Origin of the sequence: Methanofollis tationis, from assembly GCF_013377755.1 — an archaeon.
Taxonomy (GTDB): Archaea; Halobacteriota; Methanomicrobia; order Methanomicrobiales; family Methanofollaceae; genus Methanofollis; species Methanofollis tationis.
This window is the reverse complement of the sequence record NZ_JABXWR010000001.1, coordinates 370,255-388,057: the sequence shown is the minus strand read 5'-3', so window position 1 is coordinate 388,057 and position 17,803 is coordinate 370,255. Positions and strand designations below refer to the sequence as shown.

19 protein-coding genes, 1 tRNA gene and 1 pseudogene are annotated in these 17,803 nt (G+C 58.6%); 7 read left to right on the top strand and 14 right to left on the bottom strand.

Annotated features, from left to right (window positions below; all coding sequences use genetic code 11):
- Positions 1–50 precede the first annotated feature (50 nt).
- Positions 51–653 (top strand): hypothetical protein, encoded by a 603-nt coding sequence (locus HWN36_RS02015; RefSeq protein WP_176787774.1) that lies wholly within the window; start codon positions 51–53, stop codon positions 651–653.
- A gap of 81 nt (positions 654–734) precedes the next feature.
- A complete protein-coding gene (locus HWN36_RS02010) occupies positions 735–1,529 on the top strand; it encodes an ATP-grasp domain-containing protein (RefSeq protein ID WP_176787772.1) in 795 nt (264 codons plus the stop codon).
- Positions 1,530–1,565: 36 nt separating this feature from the next.
- On the opposite strand, the gene HWN36_RS02005 is transcribed toward HWN36_RS02010, so the two are convergent.
- The 7 genes from HWN36_RS02005 to HWN36_RS01975 form a co-directional block, all read right to left on the bottom strand.
- Entirely contained in the window at positions 1,566–1,853 is a 288-nt protein-coding gene (locus HWN36_RS02005; protein ID WP_176787770.1) for a UPF0058 family protein, read from the bottom strand.
- A gap of 49 nt (positions 1,854–1,902) precedes the next feature.
- Complete coding sequence (gene dnaG, locus HWN36_RS02000) at positions 1,903–3,138, bottom strand: DNA primase DnaG (protein WP_176787768.1); 1,236 nt, start codon at positions 3,136–3,138, stop codon at positions 1,903–1,905.
- A 130-nt stretch (positions 3,139–3,268) separates the two neighbouring features.
- Positions 3,269–3,589, bottom strand: coding sequence for a DUF167 domain-containing protein (locus tag HWN36_RS01995; protein ID WP_176787766.1), 321 nt, complete (start codon positions 3,587–3,589; stop codon positions 3,269–3,271).
- A 183-nt stretch (positions 3,590–3,772) separates the two neighbouring features.
- Positions 3,773–5,041, bottom strand: coding sequence for a dihydroorotase (gene pyrC, locus HWN36_RS01990; protein ID WP_176787764.1), 1,269 nt, complete (start codon positions 5,039–5,041; stop codon positions 3,773–3,775).
- Between the two features lie 11 nt (positions 5,042–5,052).
- The gene (gene hypE / locus HWN36_RS01985) at positions 5,053–6,048 is read right to left on the bottom strand and encodes a hydrogenase expression/formation protein HypE (protein ID WP_176787761.1); all 996 of its coding nucleotides are present in this window, start codon (positions 6,046–6,048) and stop codon (positions 5,053–5,055) included.
- Positions 6,045–6,386: a hydrogenase maturation nickel metallochaperone HypA/HybF gene (locus HWN36_RS01980; protein WP_176787759.1), complete on the bottom strand. Its 342-nt coding sequence runs from the start codon at positions 6,384–6,386 to the stop codon at positions 6,045–6,047. Before HWN36_RS01980 ends, hypE begins: the two co-directional genes overlap by 4 nt.
- A complete protein-coding gene (locus HWN36_RS01975) occupies positions 6,386–6,610 on the bottom strand; it encodes a HypC/HybG/HupF family hydrogenase formation chaperone (protein WP_130646558.1) in 225 nt (74 codons plus the stop codon). The genes HWN36_RS01980 and HWN36_RS01975 overlap by 1 nt, the downstream gene beginning before the upstream one ends.
- A 175-nt stretch (positions 6,611–6,785) precedes the next feature.
- On the opposite strand from HWN36_RS01975, the gene HWN36_RS01970 reads away from it, so the two are divergent.
- Positions 6,786–7,850 (top strand): IS5 family transposase, encoded by a 1,065-nt coding sequence (locus HWN36_RS01970; protein WP_343044905.1) that lies wholly within the window; start codon positions 6,786–6,788, stop codon positions 7,848–7,850.
- A 133-nt stretch (positions 7,851–7,983) separates the two neighbouring features.
- Here HWN36_RS01970 and HWN36_RS01965 read toward each other — a convergent pair.
- The 4 genes and pseudogenes from HWN36_RS01965 to HWN36_RS01950 form a co-directional block, all read right to left on the bottom strand.
- Positions 7,984–8,736 (bottom strand): annotated as a pseudogene (locus tag HWN36_RS01965) (PAS domain-containing protein); the annotation flags it as partial.
- A gap of 115 nt (positions 8,737–8,851) precedes the next feature.
- Positions 8,852–9,298 (bottom strand): HEAT repeat domain-containing protein, encoded by a 447-nt coding sequence (locus HWN36_RS12220; protein WP_176787756.1) that lies wholly within the window; start codon positions 9,296–9,298, stop codon positions 8,852–8,854.
- A gap of 584 nt (positions 9,299–9,882) precedes the next feature.
- Positions 9,883–9,966 (bottom strand) — tRNA-Ser (locus HWN36_RS01955).
- 50 nt (positions 9,967–10,016) lie between these two features.
- Positions 10,017–11,102: a hypothetical protein gene (locus tag HWN36_RS01950; protein ID WP_176787754.1), complete on the bottom strand. Its 1,086-nt coding sequence runs from the start codon at positions 11,100–11,102 to the stop codon at positions 10,017–10,019.
- A 28-nt stretch (positions 11,103–11,130) separates the two neighbouring features.
- On the opposite strand from HWN36_RS01950, the gene HWN36_RS01945 reads away from it, so the two are divergent.
- On the top strand, positions 11,131–12,123 hold the full coding sequence (locus tag HWN36_RS01945; protein ID WP_176787752.1) for an archaeosine biosynthesis radical SAM protein RaSEA: 993 nt from the start codon (positions 11,131–11,133) through the stop codon (positions 12,121–12,123).
- Here HWN36_RS01945 and HWN36_RS01940 read toward each other — a convergent pair.
- The 3 genes from HWN36_RS01940 to HWN36_RS01930 are packed head-to-tail and all read right to left on the bottom strand — an operon-like array spanning position 12,113 to position 15,012.
- Positions 12,113–13,351 (bottom strand): ornithine cyclodeaminase, encoded by a 1,239-nt coding sequence (locus HWN36_RS01940; protein ID WP_176787750.1) that lies wholly within the window; start codon positions 13,349–13,351, stop codon positions 12,113–12,115. The genes HWN36_RS01945 and HWN36_RS01940 overlap by 11 nt on opposite strands.
- Positions 13,352–13,405: 54 nt before the next feature.
- Positions 13,406–14,029 carry an NTP transferase domain-containing protein gene (locus HWN36_RS01935; RefSeq protein ID WP_176787748.1) on the bottom strand — a complete coding sequence of 208 codons (624 nt, stop codon included), beginning with the start codon at positions 14,027–14,029 and terminating at the stop codon, positions 13,406–13,408.
- The gene (locus tag HWN36_RS01930) at positions 14,017–15,012 is read right to left on the bottom strand and encodes a pyridoxal phosphate-dependent aminotransferase (protein ID WP_176787746.1); all 996 of its coding nucleotides are present in this window, start codon (positions 15,010–15,012) and stop codon (positions 14,017–14,019) included. Before HWN36_RS01930 ends, HWN36_RS01935 begins: the two co-directional genes overlap by 13 nt.
- 194 nt (positions 15,013–15,206) lie before the next feature.
- Here HWN36_RS01930 and HWN36_RS01925 point away from each other — a divergent pair, with 194 nt between their 5' ends.
- The 3 genes from HWN36_RS01925 (at position 15,207) to HWN36_RS01915 (ending at position 17,797) form a co-directional block, all read left to right on the top strand.
- Positions 15,207–15,383, top strand: coding sequence for a ribbon-helix-helix domain-containing protein (locus tag HWN36_RS01925; protein WP_004038369.1), 177 nt, complete (start codon positions 15,207–15,209; stop codon positions 15,381–15,383).
- 10 nt (positions 15,384–15,393) lie between these two features.
- The gene (gene ftsZ / locus HWN36_RS01920) at positions 15,394–16,533 is read left to right on the top strand and encodes a cell division protein FtsZ (RefSeq protein ID WP_004038368.1); all 1,140 of its coding nucleotides are present in this window, start codon (positions 15,394–15,396) and stop codon (positions 16,531–16,533) included.
- Between the two features lie 397 nt (positions 16,534–16,930).
- Positions 16,931–17,797: a coiled-coil protein gene (locus HWN36_RS01915; RefSeq protein ID WP_176787745.1), complete on the top strand. Its 867-nt coding sequence runs from the start codon at positions 16,931–16,933 to the stop codon at positions 17,795–17,797.
- The last annotated feature ends 6 nt before the right edge of the window (positions 17,798–17,803 follow it).

Here is a 17,803-nt window from a genome sequence, read left to right as displayed (position 1 = left end):
CGGAATGCTTATCTGGAGTGAGACCTTCTAAAAGGTACGGGGGACGTATAGTGCCATATATCTACTATGCACGGAGCCTGGCCAGTGCATATCCAGCATTCCTCGCCTATCTGGTAAAAGGTCTTACCGGAATCGGAGCATCAGTCGCAGAGAACGGATCGCCAGAACGGGGATCCCTGCTGATCAGCCACAACGGGGAGTCCGGCATCCTGAGAGTCGTGCGTCGGGGTGCGGATATCGAGGTCACCTACGCGCCTGAAGGCAAGAATTCTCCTGCAAAAAAGAGCCCCTTGTGCCTGCTCATCGATGAAAAAGTGGGCGATATCGATGCGGAGATGAAAGCGCTTCTGGAGGAGGGGGAGGTGCTGCCTGCCACAGAAACGGGCGGACCGGACGACGAGGAGCAGATCAGGCAGAGCCTTGAGGAGATGTACCAGGAACTCTTAACAGTGCGTGAGGAGATCAACCATCTCAGAGAAGAGGACCGGGATGTTTCCAGACCTGAACGGCGGGCGAAAAGGGCGCACCAGCTCTATGAAGAGGCGGTTTTCGAGCTGCAAAAGAGACATACTCCGGTTGCACGGGCAAAGGCCAGGGCGATGCAGATCATGATCGAGAAGGCCGAGGCAAGCCTTGGCGAGATCGGGGAATGAGGCCTCAACCGATAGGTTCATCCCTGTTCGCCCCTGACCTCTGGGAGTACACAGGCGACCAGAGACCACAGGGATGAGAGCATGATACGGATCGTACCCAAACCGACCGACACACCGGGCGACAACTCCACCGGCGCCGTGATCAGAGAACTCCGGCGCGAAGGCGCAGCATTCAGCCTCCTTGACCTTGACACCATCGACCCTCTGGCTTCACCGATCACCGGGGACACCATATGGGTCTGCGGCATGAAGCAGGATATCCACCAGTTCGAGTGCCTGGACGTCCTCTCCATGGAGAACAACGTCGTCAACTCCCCTGACGCCATCGCCACCTGCGCAAGCAAGGTGAAGACGACCGCCCTGCTCCTCAGGTCGGGAATACCCTCGCCAGAGACCCTGTTCACGGCCTCACGCCCTCTTGCCGAGGCGTTCCTTGCACGCCACGGGAGCGTGGTGTCTAAACCCGTGTACGGCTATGACGGGATCGATGTCAGGATGGTTTCGTCGGTCGATGACCTCCGCGACGCGCCCTATTATCTCCAGGAATATGTGGAGAACGACCGGGACTACCGCGTCTTTGTCATCGAGGGCCGGGCTGTCGGGGCGATCTGCAGGAGGTCGCCGCATCTCACCCATAACATCCACCAGGGAGGGATCGGAACGCCGGTGGAGATCGACCCTGCCATGCAGGAGATTGCAGCCGGAGCCGCCGAGGCGGTCGGTGCCGACTACTGCGGTGTCGACCTCCTTCCGCTCGACGGCGGATATACGGTCCTCGAAGTGAACGGGACGCCGAACTGGCACTGCATGGCGGCGCCGATCCCGAGTCTGATGGCGCGCTACCTCATCGGAAAAGAGCAGGAATTTGGAAGGTAATTTTTTCCAGCGATACAGAGCAGGGGTCTGCCCCTCTCACTCCATATCTCGTTCGATCTCTTTCACCGTTCTTTCCGCAAGTTCCTTCATGCGGGCAGATATCCGGGCAGATCCCGTAAATTCAATATCCTTCATGGCATTGGCAAGCTCCTGTCCAAGCACAAAAATGGCGTGCTTATGCTCGAGTTTGCTCTTGTGGATCTGTGAAGGGTTGATTTTGAGTGCGTAGTACTGCGGGAACTTCAGATCCGGATTCATCATCTCAAAATAATCCTTGATCTCAACAAGGATCTGATGCAACGTAATCAATTCTTCCTTATGCATGTCCAGACCGGGAAAGATAAATAGGAAATTTTATAATATATAGATTTCCTCAGTGATCGCTCTTTCGTATTTTCATGAGCCTCAGGGACAACGGCCGCTTGACGATATTGCGAAATTCCGGAGCGGCAACGAACTCGAGCCCGCGGGACAGAAAAGCATCGATCAGTTTCTGATCCACCGGACGGTCAAGGATAATCCCCGAAACATCGGCGTCGATCTTTTCGAGGGCCTGCTCGACGTCGCCGGCCCTGACCTCACCGACAAGGGCGTAATCAGAGGTGAGAAAGCGTGCGATACTCTGCCCCTCGACGCCGCGGATCTGCTGCTCGAGCGTCATCGAGCCATCAGGAACAGTCTTTTCAGGAACGCTCTCCTCGATCGCCCCGTTCGTTTCGCTGACAATCACCTGACTTTCCTGCACCGGTATCTCAGGTTCAGGGGCAGGACTGTCCTTGCCCTCAGCGATCTGCTCCTTGAGATATTCCACCGGCACCTTGTTCCGCAGGGACTTGATGATCTCTTTTCTGGTGATCTCTTCGACGCTCTTGCCGCGGGGGCAGAACGCCACATAATCAATGTCCGCGACCTGCAGGAGCTCCCTGAGGATCAGGTCGCCGCCCCGGTCGCCGTCAAGGAAGGCGGTTGCCGTCTTTATCTCGGAGAGTTTGGTGATCACGGCGGGCACCTTTGTCCCCTCGACCGCAACGGCGTTTTTAATGCCGTAGCGGAGGAGGTTGATCACATCGGCCCGCCCTTCGACGATGATGATCGCGTCCGAGTCAAGAACGTTCGGACCGGCCGGCACCCGTTCGTCACCCAGAACGCCGATTTTTTCGATACGCATCGACTCCCTGACATCGTCGAGGAGTTCGGTGGAGTCGATGGAAGCCTCGTCAAAATGGTTGAGCAGCAGCTCCTTTGCACGGTCCACAATCTTCTTTCGTTTGGTGACCCTGATGTCCTCGATCCGTTCGACCGATGCATGTGCGATGCACGGGCCGACACGGTCGATCGTCTCCAGAGAGGCCGCAAGAATTGCAGTCTCAGCTCTGTCAAGGGATGAAGATATCAGTATCTCGCCGCGCGTCTCTCCTTTTTTGCTCGTTATGTGGACGTCTATCCGTCCAATCCGCCCGGTGCGCTGGAGATCGCGCAGGTCGAGGTCTTCGCCGAGCAACCCTTCAGTCTGGCCGAATATAGCGCCGACTACATCAGGTTTCTCGACCACCCCCTCTGCATGAAGATTGATGTGAATGAGATACTTGGTCGTATCTGATGAATACATAATAAGCCTCCAGGATATGTCATACCAGTAATACTATGACAGCCCATAGATAACAATAGTAGATATATTCCCCAAGTACTTATACATGCACCCCACGGGAAAATCTGCAAAAACCGAGGATATTCCAGTATTAAACAGAAATGCAGCCTTTTAACACTGTGATGGCCCGGAGCCTCGATAGACCCGTGATCTCCACTCTTTTGACTGTCGAGGTGGCGCCCGAAAGGATATGCACCGCCGATTTCTGTACCCCAAATGCCTCTGCTACAAGGCCGATGATTGCTTTATTCGCCTTTCCGCCGACGGCCGGGGCTGAGACATGACACTCGACGGCACTGCGCCAGGGATTATAGCCCGACGGAAAAGAGTCTTTTTTCGAACCGGCCGAAACGTCGAGCGTTATCACGGCATGGTCGTCTGAACCGGAAACGGCATCTTCAAGAAGAGGCATCGGTCATCTCCGTGTCGCCCGGCGCTAACAACCGTTGTTCATCGGTGGCTTGTGCCGTACCTCACCGGTATAACCCATGCGCCGGGCGCGCCTGTCGCACATCCGGGTTGTCCCGAAGCTCATATCCAGGCTCTGCCAGTCGATCGCCCGGGGACCTATGGATGTGCATGTATCGGCACAGATCTATTGGGCGCTCAGGGATAAATAGCCCTTCCCCGGGATCCACCGCCCGCGGGAGGAGAGGAGATCATCGCCTCTCACGGCACAGCGCCCGCCCATCACCACGATCTCCGGGAACGACGCCGGCATACCCTCGAACGGCGTCCACCGGCATTTCGCGTGGAGCGCATCGGGATCGATCCGCACCGTCTTTCGGGAATAGAAGGCGAAGTCCGCCCGGTCGCCGGGCTCAAACCCGGCCTTCGGGATGCCGAGGATCCGGGCCGGGCTGGAGGAAGTCTTCTCGATCACCGATTCCAGCGTGATCCTCCCGGCAAAAACCTCCGCGATGAGGAGGGGTAGCATCGTCTCGACACCCGGCATGCCCGAGGGGGCATCGGGGAAAGGAGCGCCCTTCTCGGCAGCTGTGTGGGGCGCGTGGTCGGAGGCGACGGCGTCGATCCTTTCCCAGCGGCTCCAGAGTGCTTTTCGCTCCCGCTCTGTGCGGAGAGGAGGGTTGACCCGCGCCAGGGTGTCGTCCCGGTCGAAGCGTTCCCATGAGAGAAAGAGATGGTGCGGCGTCGCCTCGACGGTGCCGCAGGCGGCGTCCACGGCTGCGGCGGTGCTCATATGGCAGAAGTGGACTCGCCCGCCCGGGGACAGGAGGGCACAGACCGCCCTCACGGCCTCCGCCTCGGTCAGGGCCGGCCTGAGGCGGTCGTGGTCTGGCAGGTCCGCGGGCGCTCCGGGCAGGGGATCCTCGGCATGGACCGTGGCGAGGGCGCCGAGGTCACGCAGGGCGATCAGCGCCTCACGAAGGATATCTGGGGGCACGGCGGCGCCATAACTGGAAGGGCCGGCAAAGATCTCGCCGAAGGCAAGGGCCCCGGCATGCCAGAGGCCGGCGAGGTCTGCGCCGGGAACGACGCCACCGTTGATCCCGAAGGCGCAGACGGCCTCCTCTTCTGCCTCTCGCACCCGCGCGGAAAAGACGTCGGGCGTCGTCAGCGGCGGGACGGTGTTCGGCTGGTCGACAACGACCGTCACCCCGCCGAAAAGAGCGCTCGTCGTCCCGCTCCGCCAGTCTTCCTTCTGGCGCTGGCCCCCGCCCCTGAGGTGGGTGTGCATATCCACCGCCGCAGGGACGCAGACCAGACCCGCGGTGTCGATCGTCTCCTCGGCCCGGCCCGGCGCACCGGCATGGAGCACCTGCCCTCCGTCGAGGGTGAGGTCGGTCACCCGCCCGCCCGGGAGGGTGACGTTTTTCAGCACGCACGATGGCCGAACGTTCATATGACCGGCCTTCAGCAGACCCGGGGGACCGGGTCGCCCACCGGCGGTTCGATATAGCGCTCGCCGCCGATCTTTGTCTTCATCACGACATCACGCCCTTCAACGACTCTCCCGATGATGGCGGCGTCCCGCCCATAGGGATGGGACCGCAGGGCGGCGAGGATTGCTTCGGCATCCTCCGCGGCGACGCCCATGATCGCCTTGCCCTCGTTGGCGACTTCGAGCGGGTCGATGCCGAGCATGGCGGCGGCACTCCGGACGCTCGTCCTGATCGGGAGGGCCTCCTCCTCGATCTCGACATGCACACGGCTTTTGCTCGCCATCTCGTTGATCGCGTTTGCAAACCCGCCGCGCGTCGGGTCTTTCATCGAGTGGATCTCCCCGGCGGCGAGCGCCCGTTCCACCATCCCCCAGAGAGGGGAGACGTCTGACCTGATCTGCTCGCCGAGATCGAAGCCTTCCCGGTGGGACATGATGGCGATGCCGTGATCGCCGATGGTGCCGCTTGCGATGATCACGTCGCCGGGCAGGAGACCGTTGTCCCGCACGATCTTCTCCGCGACGCCGATCCCCGCGGTATTGATCACGATCCCGTCAAGAGCGCCCTTTTCGAGGACTTTGGTGTCGCCGGTGACGATCGAGGCGCCGACCTCTCCCAGGGCGCCGTCCATCGAGGCGACGATCCGCTCGAGGTCGGCGACCTCAAACCCCTCCTCGATGACCATGCCGCAGGAGAGGGCGATGGGCCGGCCGCCCATCATCGCCAGGTCGTTGATGGTGCCTGAAACGGCGATCCTGCCGATGTCACCGCCCGGGAAAAAGATCGGCTGGACGACATGGCTGTCAGTCGTGAACACGATATTCAGGCCTCCAATCGGGATCACTGCGCCGTCGTCCAGGGATTCGAGACCGATCCCGCCGGCGTTTTTGTGGGTAAATTTAGTAAGAACGCCGAGGAGTTCGCCCATCACCTCGCCGCCCGCACCATGCATCAGGTTGACTTTCATGACTCATCCACTTCTATTTCAATGTTGGAAACAACGATCTCTTTTCCTCCGACGATCCTGGGAAGGCCGCCGCACTGCGGACAAACAAAACGTTCATTGCCTTCATACCCGCAGTCACACCGGCTTGTAACTTTTATCTCACGGCAGACCATCACAACGCCTTTGAAGAGGGGATCGTCCTCGATAATGGCATCAAAAAGAAATTTCACCTGGTCGGGGTTGACCATGGCGATCTCGCCGATGTCGACCCAGACCTTTTTCACCTGCGAGGCGTGGTTTTCAAGAGCGGCACGCCGCGCCGTGGCGGCGATGTCGTATGCGATGCTATACTCGTGCATTATTCTTCCATCGCCGCGTAGACTTCCTTGAAGAGTTCTCTGGTGGACAGACCCTCCTCACGACTCAGCTTCTGGATGGCAAAGCCGACATGAACAAGGACGAACTCGCCGATCTCGACATCGACCAGGTCGAGCCTGACCTCCTGTCTGAGATCGCCATAATCAACGACGCCGATATTGCCGTCCTTGATCTCGATTACTTCAGCCGGAACTGCAACACACATTCAGCATTCCCTCAGGTAGGGAGTTTGTGCGCTGAAAGTAAAAACACCTTCCGAAATTACATATGCACGGCTTCGTTGAAACCCTCCAGTAGTCCGGTTCCGCGCTCAAGCAAAGATCTATAAGAATCGTTGCTCCTTGTGTATGTGACCAAACAAAACCCAAGGAGCAGAGATAGTGTCAACGAACCGGTATATCAACCTTATCGAAAGCATCTGTTCAGTACTCCGATCTTCCCATCTGCCTCTTTATTCCTGCAAATACTCCCGGAAAACGTATACTCAGCATCAACTCATGGCCATTCTTCTCTTTCGAGAAGCTCTTCGCACTGACTATCGCTCGACCGTTGAGCTCATCGATCTGATGGATGGGATCAAAGAGATCCTTCAGCTCGATCAGGTTCCCCACTACTCGACCATTCATAAGTTCATGGCCCGGATTCCTTCTGCTATCTTCTCGATACTCCTGAATAAAACCCTGAAATCTTTCTATTCCTGGGGTGAAATCATTCCAATAACTGCCATCGATTCTTCAGGTTTCACCAGTTCGTACGCCAGTCATTATTATTCCTGGCGGACTGGAAAGATGCGGAAAAACTTCGTGAAAACCACGATAGCGATAGATACGCTCAAGCAAGTGATCATCTCCTTCAAGATCTCGCTCAAACCCGTGCATGACGTAAAACATGCAACACCACTTCTCAGGCAGTGCCGGAGGACGAGAAAGACCGGGTGCTATGTGATGGATAAAGGATACGATTCAGAGGAACTTCATCGCCAGATCCGGGAAGAGATTGGAGCTGATTCAGTGATACCAGTCAGAACATGGAAGGGAAAGATCTATTCGGGCAAATATAGGCAGGAGATGTATGCCTCCTTTGACGCTGAACGGTATGCTGAGAGAAACAAGGTCGAAACAGCGTTTTCGGTCATGAAAAGAAAGTTTGGAGAGGGGCTGAAAGCACGAATATTTTGGTACCAGATCAAGGAGATCAAGATCAAACTGATACTCCATAACCTCACCAAGGCGATTCAGGCGATCGTGGTTCTTGTAGTGGTCGAGGGATTCAACAAAGCCATATGCACAATAATAGGGTGTGAACGGGTCGATACCACTATTCTCCGGCAAAAAATCGCCGGTACGCCTCAGGGATCTCTCCGTCAGAGCGAGCGACGGCGCGATCGAGATCGGCGAGATTCCGGGCGATCTGGTCGAGATGAGTTTTCTGGACCTTCAGGATAGCGACCGCCTCCAGGGGCGTGATCGCTCCCCGGGCAAGGAGGGCGGTCACCCGGTCAACTTCCTCTGAAACGGCGCCGAGCGGGACCTTCATCCTCAGCGACGCCTCGGTCACGTACGCCACAAGGGCGCGTTCGGCCCTCCGCTGCGCCGACAGATCGTGGATTATGAAGGAGATGCCGCCGACAACTCCTCTCTCATCGAGGACACGAGATATTCCGACCGATATATCCAGTCGTTCTCCGCCGACGACGATCTCGGACTCGAAACGCTTTCCGGCATCGCCGCCGATCACCCGCGAAATCGCCGCGTTCCACTCGTCTTTTCGTGTGTCAGGAACGAAATCGGTGACCTGCTGGCTTTCTGCCCCATCAAAGCAGAAGAGACGTTCTGCCGATGCATTCATGGAGAGGATCCGCCCGTCCAGGGCGGTGCCGACGATGGCGTCCTCGCTGGTCTCGAGGATTGCGGCGAGATGTGACCTTAACTCATCGATCCGTTTGATCTCGCTCAGATCGGTGATGATATGGATTGCCCCCACGACGTTCTGTTTCGCATCGAGGAGGGGATCGATGGTGACCCGATACCACCGTTCATGCATGAAGAGGGTGTAGCTCTCCCTGCAGCGCGACGCCCATGACCTGACAAAAGGGCACCCTTCGATGAAGCTCGCCGTGCCATGGACGACCTCATAGCAGAACCTGCCGACAAGTGCTTCGGCAGACAGTCCCAGCAGGGCGCCGGCAGCCCGGTTGGCCCGGAGGATGACGCCACTGGCGTTCTGGATAAAAATGGGGTCCTCGATCGCATCGAAGACCCTCTGCCAGAGGTCTTCCCCGGATCGCTCCTCAAGTGCCTCCAGAGATCTGCCCTCATCAATCGCGCGCATGCGTCTCTGTTAAAATAACTCCATTTAAGTACTTAATACATTTCTTTTTTGATCCTGAGAATAGAGATGGAAAAAAAGAAAACAAAAGTGTTTCAAAGGATGGGAGGGAGAGACATCAGCATCCCGAGCAGCAGGTGCCTTGCATCTCCAGGATATGGTCGAGGGCCCATGCCGCCCACCACCTGACATCTGGATCCTCGTCGTCCACCATCTGCGCGAGTGCCCTCTCGGCCCTGCAGCCCCCGATGAACCCGAGCGTATAGACTGCCCATTTTCTGATGATGGCGTCTTCGTCTGAGAGAGCAGCGACAAGTCCGCCGACGGCCGGCGCACCGATGGCGTTGAGGCCCCAGGACGCCACCATCCTGATCTCGGGGTCGTCGTGGGCAAAGAGACCGATAAACGGCTCAATGGCGTCGTCCCCCATCAGAATCCCGATCGCGAGGGCGGCGTCCTCCCGTACGTTTCTGGACCCGCCATTGAAGAGGAGGTCGACGAGGCCATCAAGGTCCTGTTCCACGCACCGCTCCATCACTTCTGTGGGGGGCGCCTCTTCTGTCACATCATTCACCGACTTATCAGGCACGCTGGTTCACACTCAGGGAAGGTATTCACGGATGGCGGTATAGGTGTGCCGGTCTGGCGGGCCTGCCGGGTTCGATGGCGAGGGAGTGGGTGCAACCCTTCCCGGTCCAATCCTCACGCGGTGGTCAGGGAGTGCGGGCGCGTGAGTGTGGAGAAGGCAGCGGATCAGTGCGCCCGTACCGGGGGGCCTGCCGCCCCCCGGACCCCCTGCCGATTGCGATTAGAAGGAGATCGGTGCAGCCTCTTAAGGATCGCACCTCTGCCATCCCGGATCAATCCACACGGTCGGGTGCACCGCCGGCACGCGGACACCGAGAAGGCGGTGGATCGGCAGGACTTTGCTCCGCGGCCGGGTGCAATAGGAAGTGAACGGGATCACTTCTTCGGAGTCACGTGTTATCTTCTGACCCAATCGACACGGGCAGGGTGAATCGCAGGTGAGTCCGGAAGGGTACGGGAACATACCCATGAAATATATTTCATGGTAACCCCCGGGTGAAAAGAGATGCATAACGGGCGCGATTGAAATCGACCCCAAAAGAATTGAACTTGAATTCTTAACGCCGAGAGGGAGATTTGAACTCCCGAGGTGCGAGCACCAGCGGCTTTCAAGGCCGCCGCCTTCCCGGACTAGACTATCTCGGCACGCCATAAATAATTGTTCTGGCGCTTAAAAAAGATGTGGGATATACCGTTCAGCGCCGCCGCAGCAGGAAGAGGGCCCCGAGCGCCGCAGGCACGACCCAGAGGGGAAGAGGACTCGCCGGTGTCGTCGTCGGCACCGGATCCCCGAACTTCGCCGCCACAGAGGCATCGACAGCCACCGACGCCACATTGCTGGCCGTGAGGGTCACACGCCCGGAATCGGTATAGAGCTGCGGGGCCACCTTCACATAGACCGTGCCACCGCCAGCCGGGAAGGTGACGCGTTCGGGCGCCGATGTCCCCTGGTTGTTTACCGTCGTCCGCACACCGTTCTCATCGATGTACTCGAGCACCCAGTCGATCCCCGAGGAGGTGGTGATCGTCACCGCCCCGCCGAGGGTCGCCACCGCAAAATAGGCAGGTGCAGTCCTGGACGCCGTCGCTGAGGCTGAATAAGTCCGACCCTCGTCGACGGACGGTTCTGTGGTCGCCGTCGTCGCCACGCCGCCGGTCACCGTGTACCTGATCGTCCAGACATAGCTGGTGTTGTCCATGATCTCGGCGACATACTGACCCCCTGCATGGATCGGCACCTTCTGCGAGAACGCACCGTTTGATGTAGAGATATAGCGCGGAGAGAAGACGGAGTCCCCGGCCGCGGTCTTCACCGTCAGCTGCACGCCCTCACTGCCATAATTTTTGATCGAGCCTGCGACCAGAAGGGTGCCGTCGTACGCCTGGGTCAGTGGGGAGGATACGGTAAGATCAGCCGTCCTGTTCACGATCTTAAGGAGCACCGGTTTTTTCGTGCTGCCAAAGATGCCGTCGCCCTGCTCCTGGATCTCGATCGAGTACTGGCCGGCAGTCAGGCCGTCGGTCGAGAACGTCGCCGAAAATGTTCCGTCCTTCTGCAACACCACCTGCTGCCGGGCAAGCTCCGTCTTGGTGTACGTGGCGTCGTAGAAGACGAGATCGAACGCATACCCAGGATTCGCACCTGAGGTGGTCCCGGTCACCTCAAGGGGCTGGCCGGCGTTGACCGAAGCCGGAACATTCAGATACACCTGTGCTGCCGAGGCCTGCCCTGCAAGGAGGAGGCAGAGGAGGCAGAACAGGGATAATCCAATCCTTTTCATACTGAGGAGATCAACGAATGAGGTGTTAATGATATCTGTTGCACCGATCAAACCACTGGCTTCATGGACCGGAAACGACCGGTACGAGGGGGAGGTCCTGGGTTCCCTCACCATCATCTTCAAAAGCGGCGGGTGCTCGTACCGCCGGTGCCTCATGTGCGGCTACCGTTTCGACGGCTCGTTCGGGGCCTCGCCTGACGAACTGCTCACATCCTTGCGCGGCCAGCTTTCGTGGGTGCTCGACACCTTCGACCTCACGCAGATCGGCATGGTGAAGATCTTCACCTCAGGGAGTTTCCTCGACCCCGTCGAAGTGCCGCCGGCGTTCAGGGAAGACGTCGCCCGGGCGTTCGCCGGGAAGGTCGTCATCGTCGAGACCCGCCCCGAATATGTGGATGGAGATGCGGTGGAGGCGATGGTCACTGGACTCGACACCGGAGCGATCGACACCCCCTTCCACGTCGCCATGGGGCTTGAGACCACGGACGACGCCATCAGGGAGAAGTCGATCAGAAAGGGCTTCTCCTTTGCAGACTACATCGCCGCATGGCAGCGCGCCTCTGCCGCCGGTGCAGGCGTCAAGGCATACCTGCTCTTAAAACCCCTGTTCCTGACCGAACAGGAAGCAATAGACGATATGAAACAGTCCATCGCTGCGGTGGCGCCATACTGCGGGATGATCTCCATGAACGCCTGCACCGTCCAGAAACGGACCGAGCTCGAACGGTTCTGGCGGGACGGGGCCTACCGGCCGCCGTACCTCTGGAGTATTCTTGAGGTGCTCGGCAACGTGGACCCGGGTGTCCCGGTCTTCTGCGATCCGGTCGGCGGCGGCTACATCAGGGGCCCGCACAACTGTGGAACCCACGACCGCGAGATCGTCGCGGGCATCAACGAATACGCCCTGACCGGCGACGTGGAACTGATCCGGGCCCTGGCCGAGATCGAGTGCGGCTGTAAAAAAGAGTGGGAGTTCGTCCTCGCGAACGAGCGGCCCTGGTGCATGCCCCTCACTCGCTGACTTTTCTCGAGAGAATCTCGAGTTTTCTGGCAAGCATCGGGAAGAACGTCCCGGCATCGGAGACGATCCCGATCGCCTGCGACGTCCCGCGGTCCATCAGTTTGGTCAGGGAGGCCGGGTTGATGTCCACGCAGATCGTTTTTACCGAGGAGGGCAGGCAGTTGCCGACCGCCACCGAGTGGAGGAGAGTGGCCACCATCAGGACCATCTTCACGCCCTTGAGATGTGAGCGCATCGCATCCTGGGCCTCCATCACGTCGGTGATCACGTCAGGGAGCGGGCCGTCGTCCCTGATCGACCCTGCGAGCACGAAAGGAACATCGTGCCTGACGCACTCATACATCACCCCGCCGGTGACGACACCCTGTTCAACGGCGTTTTTGATCGATCCCGCCCGCAGGATCTCGGAGATGGCAATGATGTGATGCTTGTGCCCGCCCGTGACAAGTTTTGCGGTCTTGATGTCCATTCCCAGGGAGGTCCCGAAGAGGTTCGACTCGATGTCATGGGTGGCGAGGGCATTGCCGGCAAAGAGGACGTGAATATACCCGTCCCGAATGAGCCGGGAAAGCGCCGGGCCCCCGCCGGTGTGGATGATCGCCGGACCGCCAACGAGGACGATCCTGCCGCCTGACTTTTTAATCTCAAGGATTTCTGCCGCAATCTGCTCTATCAGGGTTTCTGATGGGCGTTCAGGCGAGACCGTCCCGTGCATGAACTCAAACTCGCTCTTCTCCCGCGGGCGCTCGGGGTAAGCGACCCTGACGCCGTTTTCACCGACGACGACGAGGCTGCCCTTTTTCAGTTTGAAGATCGGCAGGCAGCGCGCCCGCCGCGCCTCCGGGTCCACGACGAGGAGACAGTCCATCTCAATGTCCTCGACCGGGATCCACTCGCCCTCGTATTTCACCCAGGTCGGGTGGTTGGTCGTCGAGTAGAACCCCTTCGGGACGATCCGATCCCCCTCTGCAGGGGCCAGCGTTGCGTCGGCCACCACCGGGAGGTGAGCGCCAAGGCGGTAGAGTTCGCTGAGGATCCCCTCCAGGCGGGATTCGTCAGGGGCGTTCACACTGAGTCTGGCATAACTCGGATCCGTCTTCTTCTTCCCGACCTCGAAGATCAGGATCTCGAAATTCCCGCCCATATCCATGATCCGGTCAAAGACGAGCGTCATGATGCCGGAGTCGATGATATGTCCTTCAAGTTCGATCTCGCGGGACGTTTGCATAGAGAAATGTCGGTTTAAGAGGATAATATGATTTCGTCGGGATAAAAATCAGGATCAGTGCCCCTGACCGCCACCCGGTCCGCCAGCACCCGGGCAGAGGATGCGCGCCGCAAGGGCGAGGTCCTCCGGGGCGTTCACATTGAGGGCGAGGGCGGGTTCTTGAAGAAGGAGCTGGTGCTCTGCCTGCTCCTCTTCGATCAGGTCGCCCTTGAGGATGTTCACCCCTGCAGGGCATGCGGGCACGCCCAGGATGGATTCGCGGTACGAACACCTGAGGGCCGAACCGCGGCAGAGGGAAGACGGCACCCAGGTTGAGAGCGCAGGTGTGCCTGCCTCCAGATAGGCAGCCATGATACGCCCCACAATACCGGGATCGATGCAGGGTATATCTGACACCGAGGTGCAGACCGGCCCGTCCTCGCCGATCTCGGTGACGGCCTCCACGATGTCCTCCACATATCCCCGGCCAGAAGCGGGATAGATATCGATGCCATGCGCCCGGCACCAGTTCCGGGTGAACGGGGTCTTTGGCGAACTGACGACGATCACCCGGTGCCCGCCGCCCGAGAAGGCCCTGATCACGTACTCGATCATCGGCGTCCCACAGACCTGGACCAGGGGTTTTTCCCCCATATTAAGACGTGAACCAAGCCCCCCGGCAAGGATCAGGGCAAGCATGCAGGGAGGGCCTCCATCAGAATCCTGTTCTCCTCACGGGTCCGCACCGCCACCCTGATCGCCTGCGGAAGCCCGAACGAGGCGCAGTCCCGCACAAGGATCCTGTGTGCGGAGAGAGCGGCACAGACCGCCGCCGCCTCGCAGGGCAGGGGAACGAGGAGATAGTTCGCCGAGGAGGGGAGAGGTGAGAGACCGATGCGCTTGAAGGCGCCTTCAAGCCATGCACGTTCGATGCGGATCAGGCGCCTCGACTCCTCGAGGTCATGGTAATGCGCGAGGGCGGCGATCGTAAAACTCTCTGCGCATGCGTTCACCGTCCAGGGGAGACGCCTCGTCTCCATCTCGGCAACAAGGTCGGGGTCGCCGAAACCGAAACCGAACCGAATGCCAGGGACGGCAAAAGATTTGGTGATGGAGCGTGAAACAAAGAGGGCCGGATCTCTGATGTCGGAGACGCTCGCCGCGGGGTCGGAGAGTTCGATGAAGGCCTCGTCCACAAAAAGCCTCTGGGCCGGTCCAAGTTCGTCGAGAAGGGCCAGCACAGCCGTGCGCGGCGTGAGCGCACCGTCAGGATTGTTGGGATTGCAGAGGAACCTGACCGCAACACCGGCAGGATCTGATGTGACCTCGCCCCCGCAGAGGCGGACGGCCATCCCGTACTCGCCAAACGTCGGTTCAAAAATGGCTGCACGGTCCCCCGCGCCAAGTGTCGAGGTACAATAGGTGCGGATCACCTCCACCGATCCGTTTCCGACGGCGATCTCTTCGACATCGCGCCGAAATACTTCGGATATCGCCTCTTTGAGGGTTTCATACCGGTCGTCGGGATAGGCGCCGATGGCACCTGCATCAAGCTCGAGAGGGACATTGGGAGGAAAGGGATTGAGGTTCGCACTGAAATCGAGGATCTTTTCCGTGGAGTGCCTCTGATGCCAGCGCACCGTACCGCCATGGATCACCTTGCCGGGGTTATTTCTGGACATAGAATCAGTATATCGCAAATTTGCGAGTCCATCGCATATAACAATACTCTTTCATAGAAAATAAAATAGTAATATTTATAAACAATACAGGAGTTAGTTGATTAGTCTGGCGCACCGATCAGACAGAAGGCATCATTCTGTCTGACAATTGGCAGACAATTGCCAGCCATTTGTCAGATCCCCCGAGGCAGAAGATGGAACGGATCACGATCAGACTCCCCCGGCAGCAGGTCGAAATGCTTCAACGACTTGTCGATAGTGGCGAATTCCCCACCGTGTCAGAGGCGGTACGACACGCGGTACGTGAGTTAGTCGAGAGGCGCGGAGATCGGGCGATGAGGGAAAGCGACCAGGTGTCATTCAAGGTTTAGGAGGCAATGAATGCAGACCATCATAAACGAAGCGATGAAAAACGCAGAGATCGAACGAGGAAAGAACAGGGACGGCATCATTGGCGATGAGGACGATTTCCTCGGCCAGCCGCGCATCGTCATCGTCGGCTGCGGCGGCGCCGGCAACAACACGATCAACAGGCTCTATCACATGCAGGTGTCAGGAGCGGAGACCATTGCGGTCAACACCGATAAGCAGCACCTGGACATGATCCAGGCCGACAAGCGCGTGCTCATCGGCAAGTCCCTCACCAAGGGCCTTGGTGCCGGCGGATTCCCCGACGTCGGCAAGAGGGCGGCCGAGATGGCACGGCCAACTCTGGAAAAGCTCCTCGAGACAGCAGACCTCTGTTTCATCACGGCAGGCATGGGCGGCGGCACCGGCACCGGCGTTGCCCCCGTTGTGGCGCAGATCGCCAAAGAGCAGGGCGCTATCGTCGTCGGCATGGTCAGTTACCCCTTCCAGGTTGAGAAGGCCAGACTCCTCCGTGCAGAGGAGGGGCTCCAGCAGCTCAGCAGCAGCGCGGACTCGGTCATCGTCCTGGACAACAACAGGCTCATCAACTATGTCCCCAACCTCCCCCTCGGGCAGGCATTCTCGGTGATGGACCAGCTCATCGCCGAAACGGTCAAGGGCATCTCAGAGACGATCACCCAGCCCTCCCTGATCAACATCGACTATGCAGATGTCAGGGCGATCATGAGCAAGGGCGGCGTCGCCTGCATGCTTGTGGGCGAGAGCAAACAGCAGAACAAGGCTGAGAGCGTCGTCCACGAGTGCCTCTCCCACCCGCTCCTGGACATCGACTACCGCGGGGCGACCGGCAGCCTGATCCACATCACCGGCGGCAGCGACCTCACCCTCCAGGACGCCGAGGAGATCGCAAGCTCGCTCACCTACGAGCTCGACCCGCACGCCGACGTGATCTGGGGTGCGCGCGTAAACAACGACTACGAGGGCAAGGTCAGGGTGATGGCAATCATGACCGGCGTCAAGAGCGCTCAGATCCTCGGCGGTCACCGCGGCAATTATCAGCCCGTGGCACAGCCGATGGCGACAGGACGCGGCGGTCAACAGCGGAACATGGCAGGCGATCGCACCAGCGGGCACCTGATCGACTTCCTCTGATCTTTTTTTGAGAACAGGGTTTTCTCCCGGGCGCGGCAGAGAGCGTAGGCTCATGCCCGCAAAACCCCGCTGAGACGGCCGGATCGCCCGGGGCCCTGCGAAAACATTAATACGTAGAAAACCCCAATTTGTTAGAAATCCTGGTATAACCCATCGCGGATCACCACGGTGCAATTGGACACGCCGGCTTCGCCGGTCGCCTCCTGAGGGTATCGGAGTTGAACACTATGAACAGCGTTGTGACCACACGAATCAGAGGATACACACCCCTGGTCCGGAAGGTATCTTTTGTTGTATCATTTTCCTCTGTATTACCTCATCTTCCTGCAGGTGTTCCCGTGCATCAGAGCCCGATGGCGCATATACACTGGTATTGAAATTTGAGGATTGGTAGAGCATGTTGGACGAACTGATCGAAAAGAGAAAAAAAGCACTTTCTGAGTCTGAACAACACAAAAACAGGCGTAATGAACTGAATGCTGCGGCCAGCACCCACGCACGAGAGCGAAATAAACTCAACGGTCAGACCCGGGAGTTCGTCGAGGAAGCGCAGAAAAACAAGGAGCTCCGCGACCAATACAACAACGAGGTCCAGGCGCTCAAGGAGAAGAGAAACGAACTCAACGCGAAGGCCAACGAATATTTTGAAGAGATAGAGTCTTTTAAAAAGGACCACTCGGCCTTTCAGAAGAGTTCAAGCATCAAGGAAATCCAGCGGCAGATCGAATTGATGGAATTCCGGCAGCAGACCGAAGTATTCTCCACCGACAAAGAGCGCGAGCTGATCGACAAGATCAAGCACATGAAGGCCGCCATCAAGGAGCAGGAAGACGAACTTGAGCAGAATAAAGAGCTCAAGACCAAACTCCAGACAGCCCGCGACCTCAGAAAAGAAGCGTCCGACATCCACGACACCGTCACCAATATCGCTGAACTCGCACAGAAGCATCACGACCTGATGGTGGAGTTCTACCGCAAGGCAGACCAGTCGCGCGAGGCGGCCGACGCCGAGCACAAGAGTTTCGTAGAAGCACAGGAGGCGGCTGACGAAGAGCACCAGGCCTTCATCACCTGCCAGAAAGAGCTGCGGGACTATGACAAAGTCATCTCCGGACTGCGCAACAAGAAGAAGAAGAAGACGAAGGTCACCAAGGAGCAGCGGGAAGTCCGCCAGGAAGCCGAACGGATCTTCCAGCTCTTCAAGGGCGGCGAGAAGCTCACCACCGACGACATCCTTCTCCTGCAGCGCTCCAAACTTCTTTAATAATCT

Bases quoted from the DNA above. Each gene is read 5' to 3' on its own strand.
- HWN36_RS01950 (WP_176787754.1), bottom strand. From the start codon at position 11,102: ATGAAAAGGATTGGATTATCCCTGTTCTGCCTCCTCTGCCTCCTCCTT.
- HWN36_RS02010 (WP_176787772.1), top strand. From the start codon at position 735: ATGATACGGATCGTACCCAAACCGACCGACACACCGGGCGACAACTCC.
- HWN36_RS01975 (WP_130646558.1), bottom strand. From the start codon at position 6,610: ATGTGTGTTGCAGTTCCGGCTGAAGTAATCGAGATCAAGGACGGCAAT.
- HWN36_RS01930 (WP_176787746.1), bottom strand. From the start codon at position 15,012: ATGTCCAGAAATAACCCCGGCAAGGTGATCCATGGCGGTACGGTGCGC.
- HWN36_RS02005 (WP_176787770.1), bottom strand. From the start codon at position 1,853: ATGCATAAGGAAGAATTGATTACGTTGCATCAGATCCTTGTTGAGATC.
- HWN36_RS01935 (WP_176787748.1), bottom strand. From the start codon at position 14,029: ATGCTTGCCCTGATCCTTGCCGGGGGGCTTGGTTCACGTCTTAATATG.
- hypE (WP_176787761.1), bottom strand. From the start codon at position 6,048: ATGAAAGTCAACCTGATGCATGGTGCGGGCGGCGAGGTGATGGGCGAA.
- HWN36_RS01980 (WP_176787759.1), bottom strand. From the start codon at position 6,386: ATGCACGAGTATAGCATCGCATACGACATCGCCGCCACGGCGCGGCGT.
- HWN36_RS01940 (WP_176787750.1), bottom strand. From the start codon at position 13,351: ATGCAAACGTCCCGCGAGATCGAACTTGAAGGACATATCATCGACTCC.
- HWN36_RS01945 (WP_176787752.1), top strand. From the start codon at position 11,131: ATGATATCTGTTGCACCGATCAAACCACTGGCTTCATGGACCGGAAAC.
- HWN36_RS01925 (WP_004038369.1), top strand. From the start codon at position 15,207: ATGGAACGGATCACGATCAGACTCCCCCGGCAGCAGGTCGAAATGCTT.
- HWN36_RS01915 (WP_176787745.1), top strand. From the start codon at position 16,931: ATGTTGGACGAACTGATCGAAAAGAGAAAAAAAGCACTTTCTGAGTCT.
- ftsZ (WP_004038368.1), top strand. From the start codon at position 15,394: ATGCAGACCATCATAAACGAAGCGATGAAAAACGCAGAGATCGAACGA.
- dnaG (WP_176787768.1), bottom strand. From the start codon at position 3,138: ATGTATTCATCAGATACGACCAAGTATCTCATTCACATCAATCTTCAT.
- HWN36_RS01995 (WP_176787766.1), bottom strand. From the start codon at position 3,589: ATGCCTCTTCTTGAAGATGCCGTTTCCGGTTCAGACGACCATGCCGTG.
- pyrC (WP_176787764.1), bottom strand. From the start codon at position 5,041: ATGAACGTTCGGCCATCGTGCGTGCTGAAAAACGTCACCCTCCCGGGC.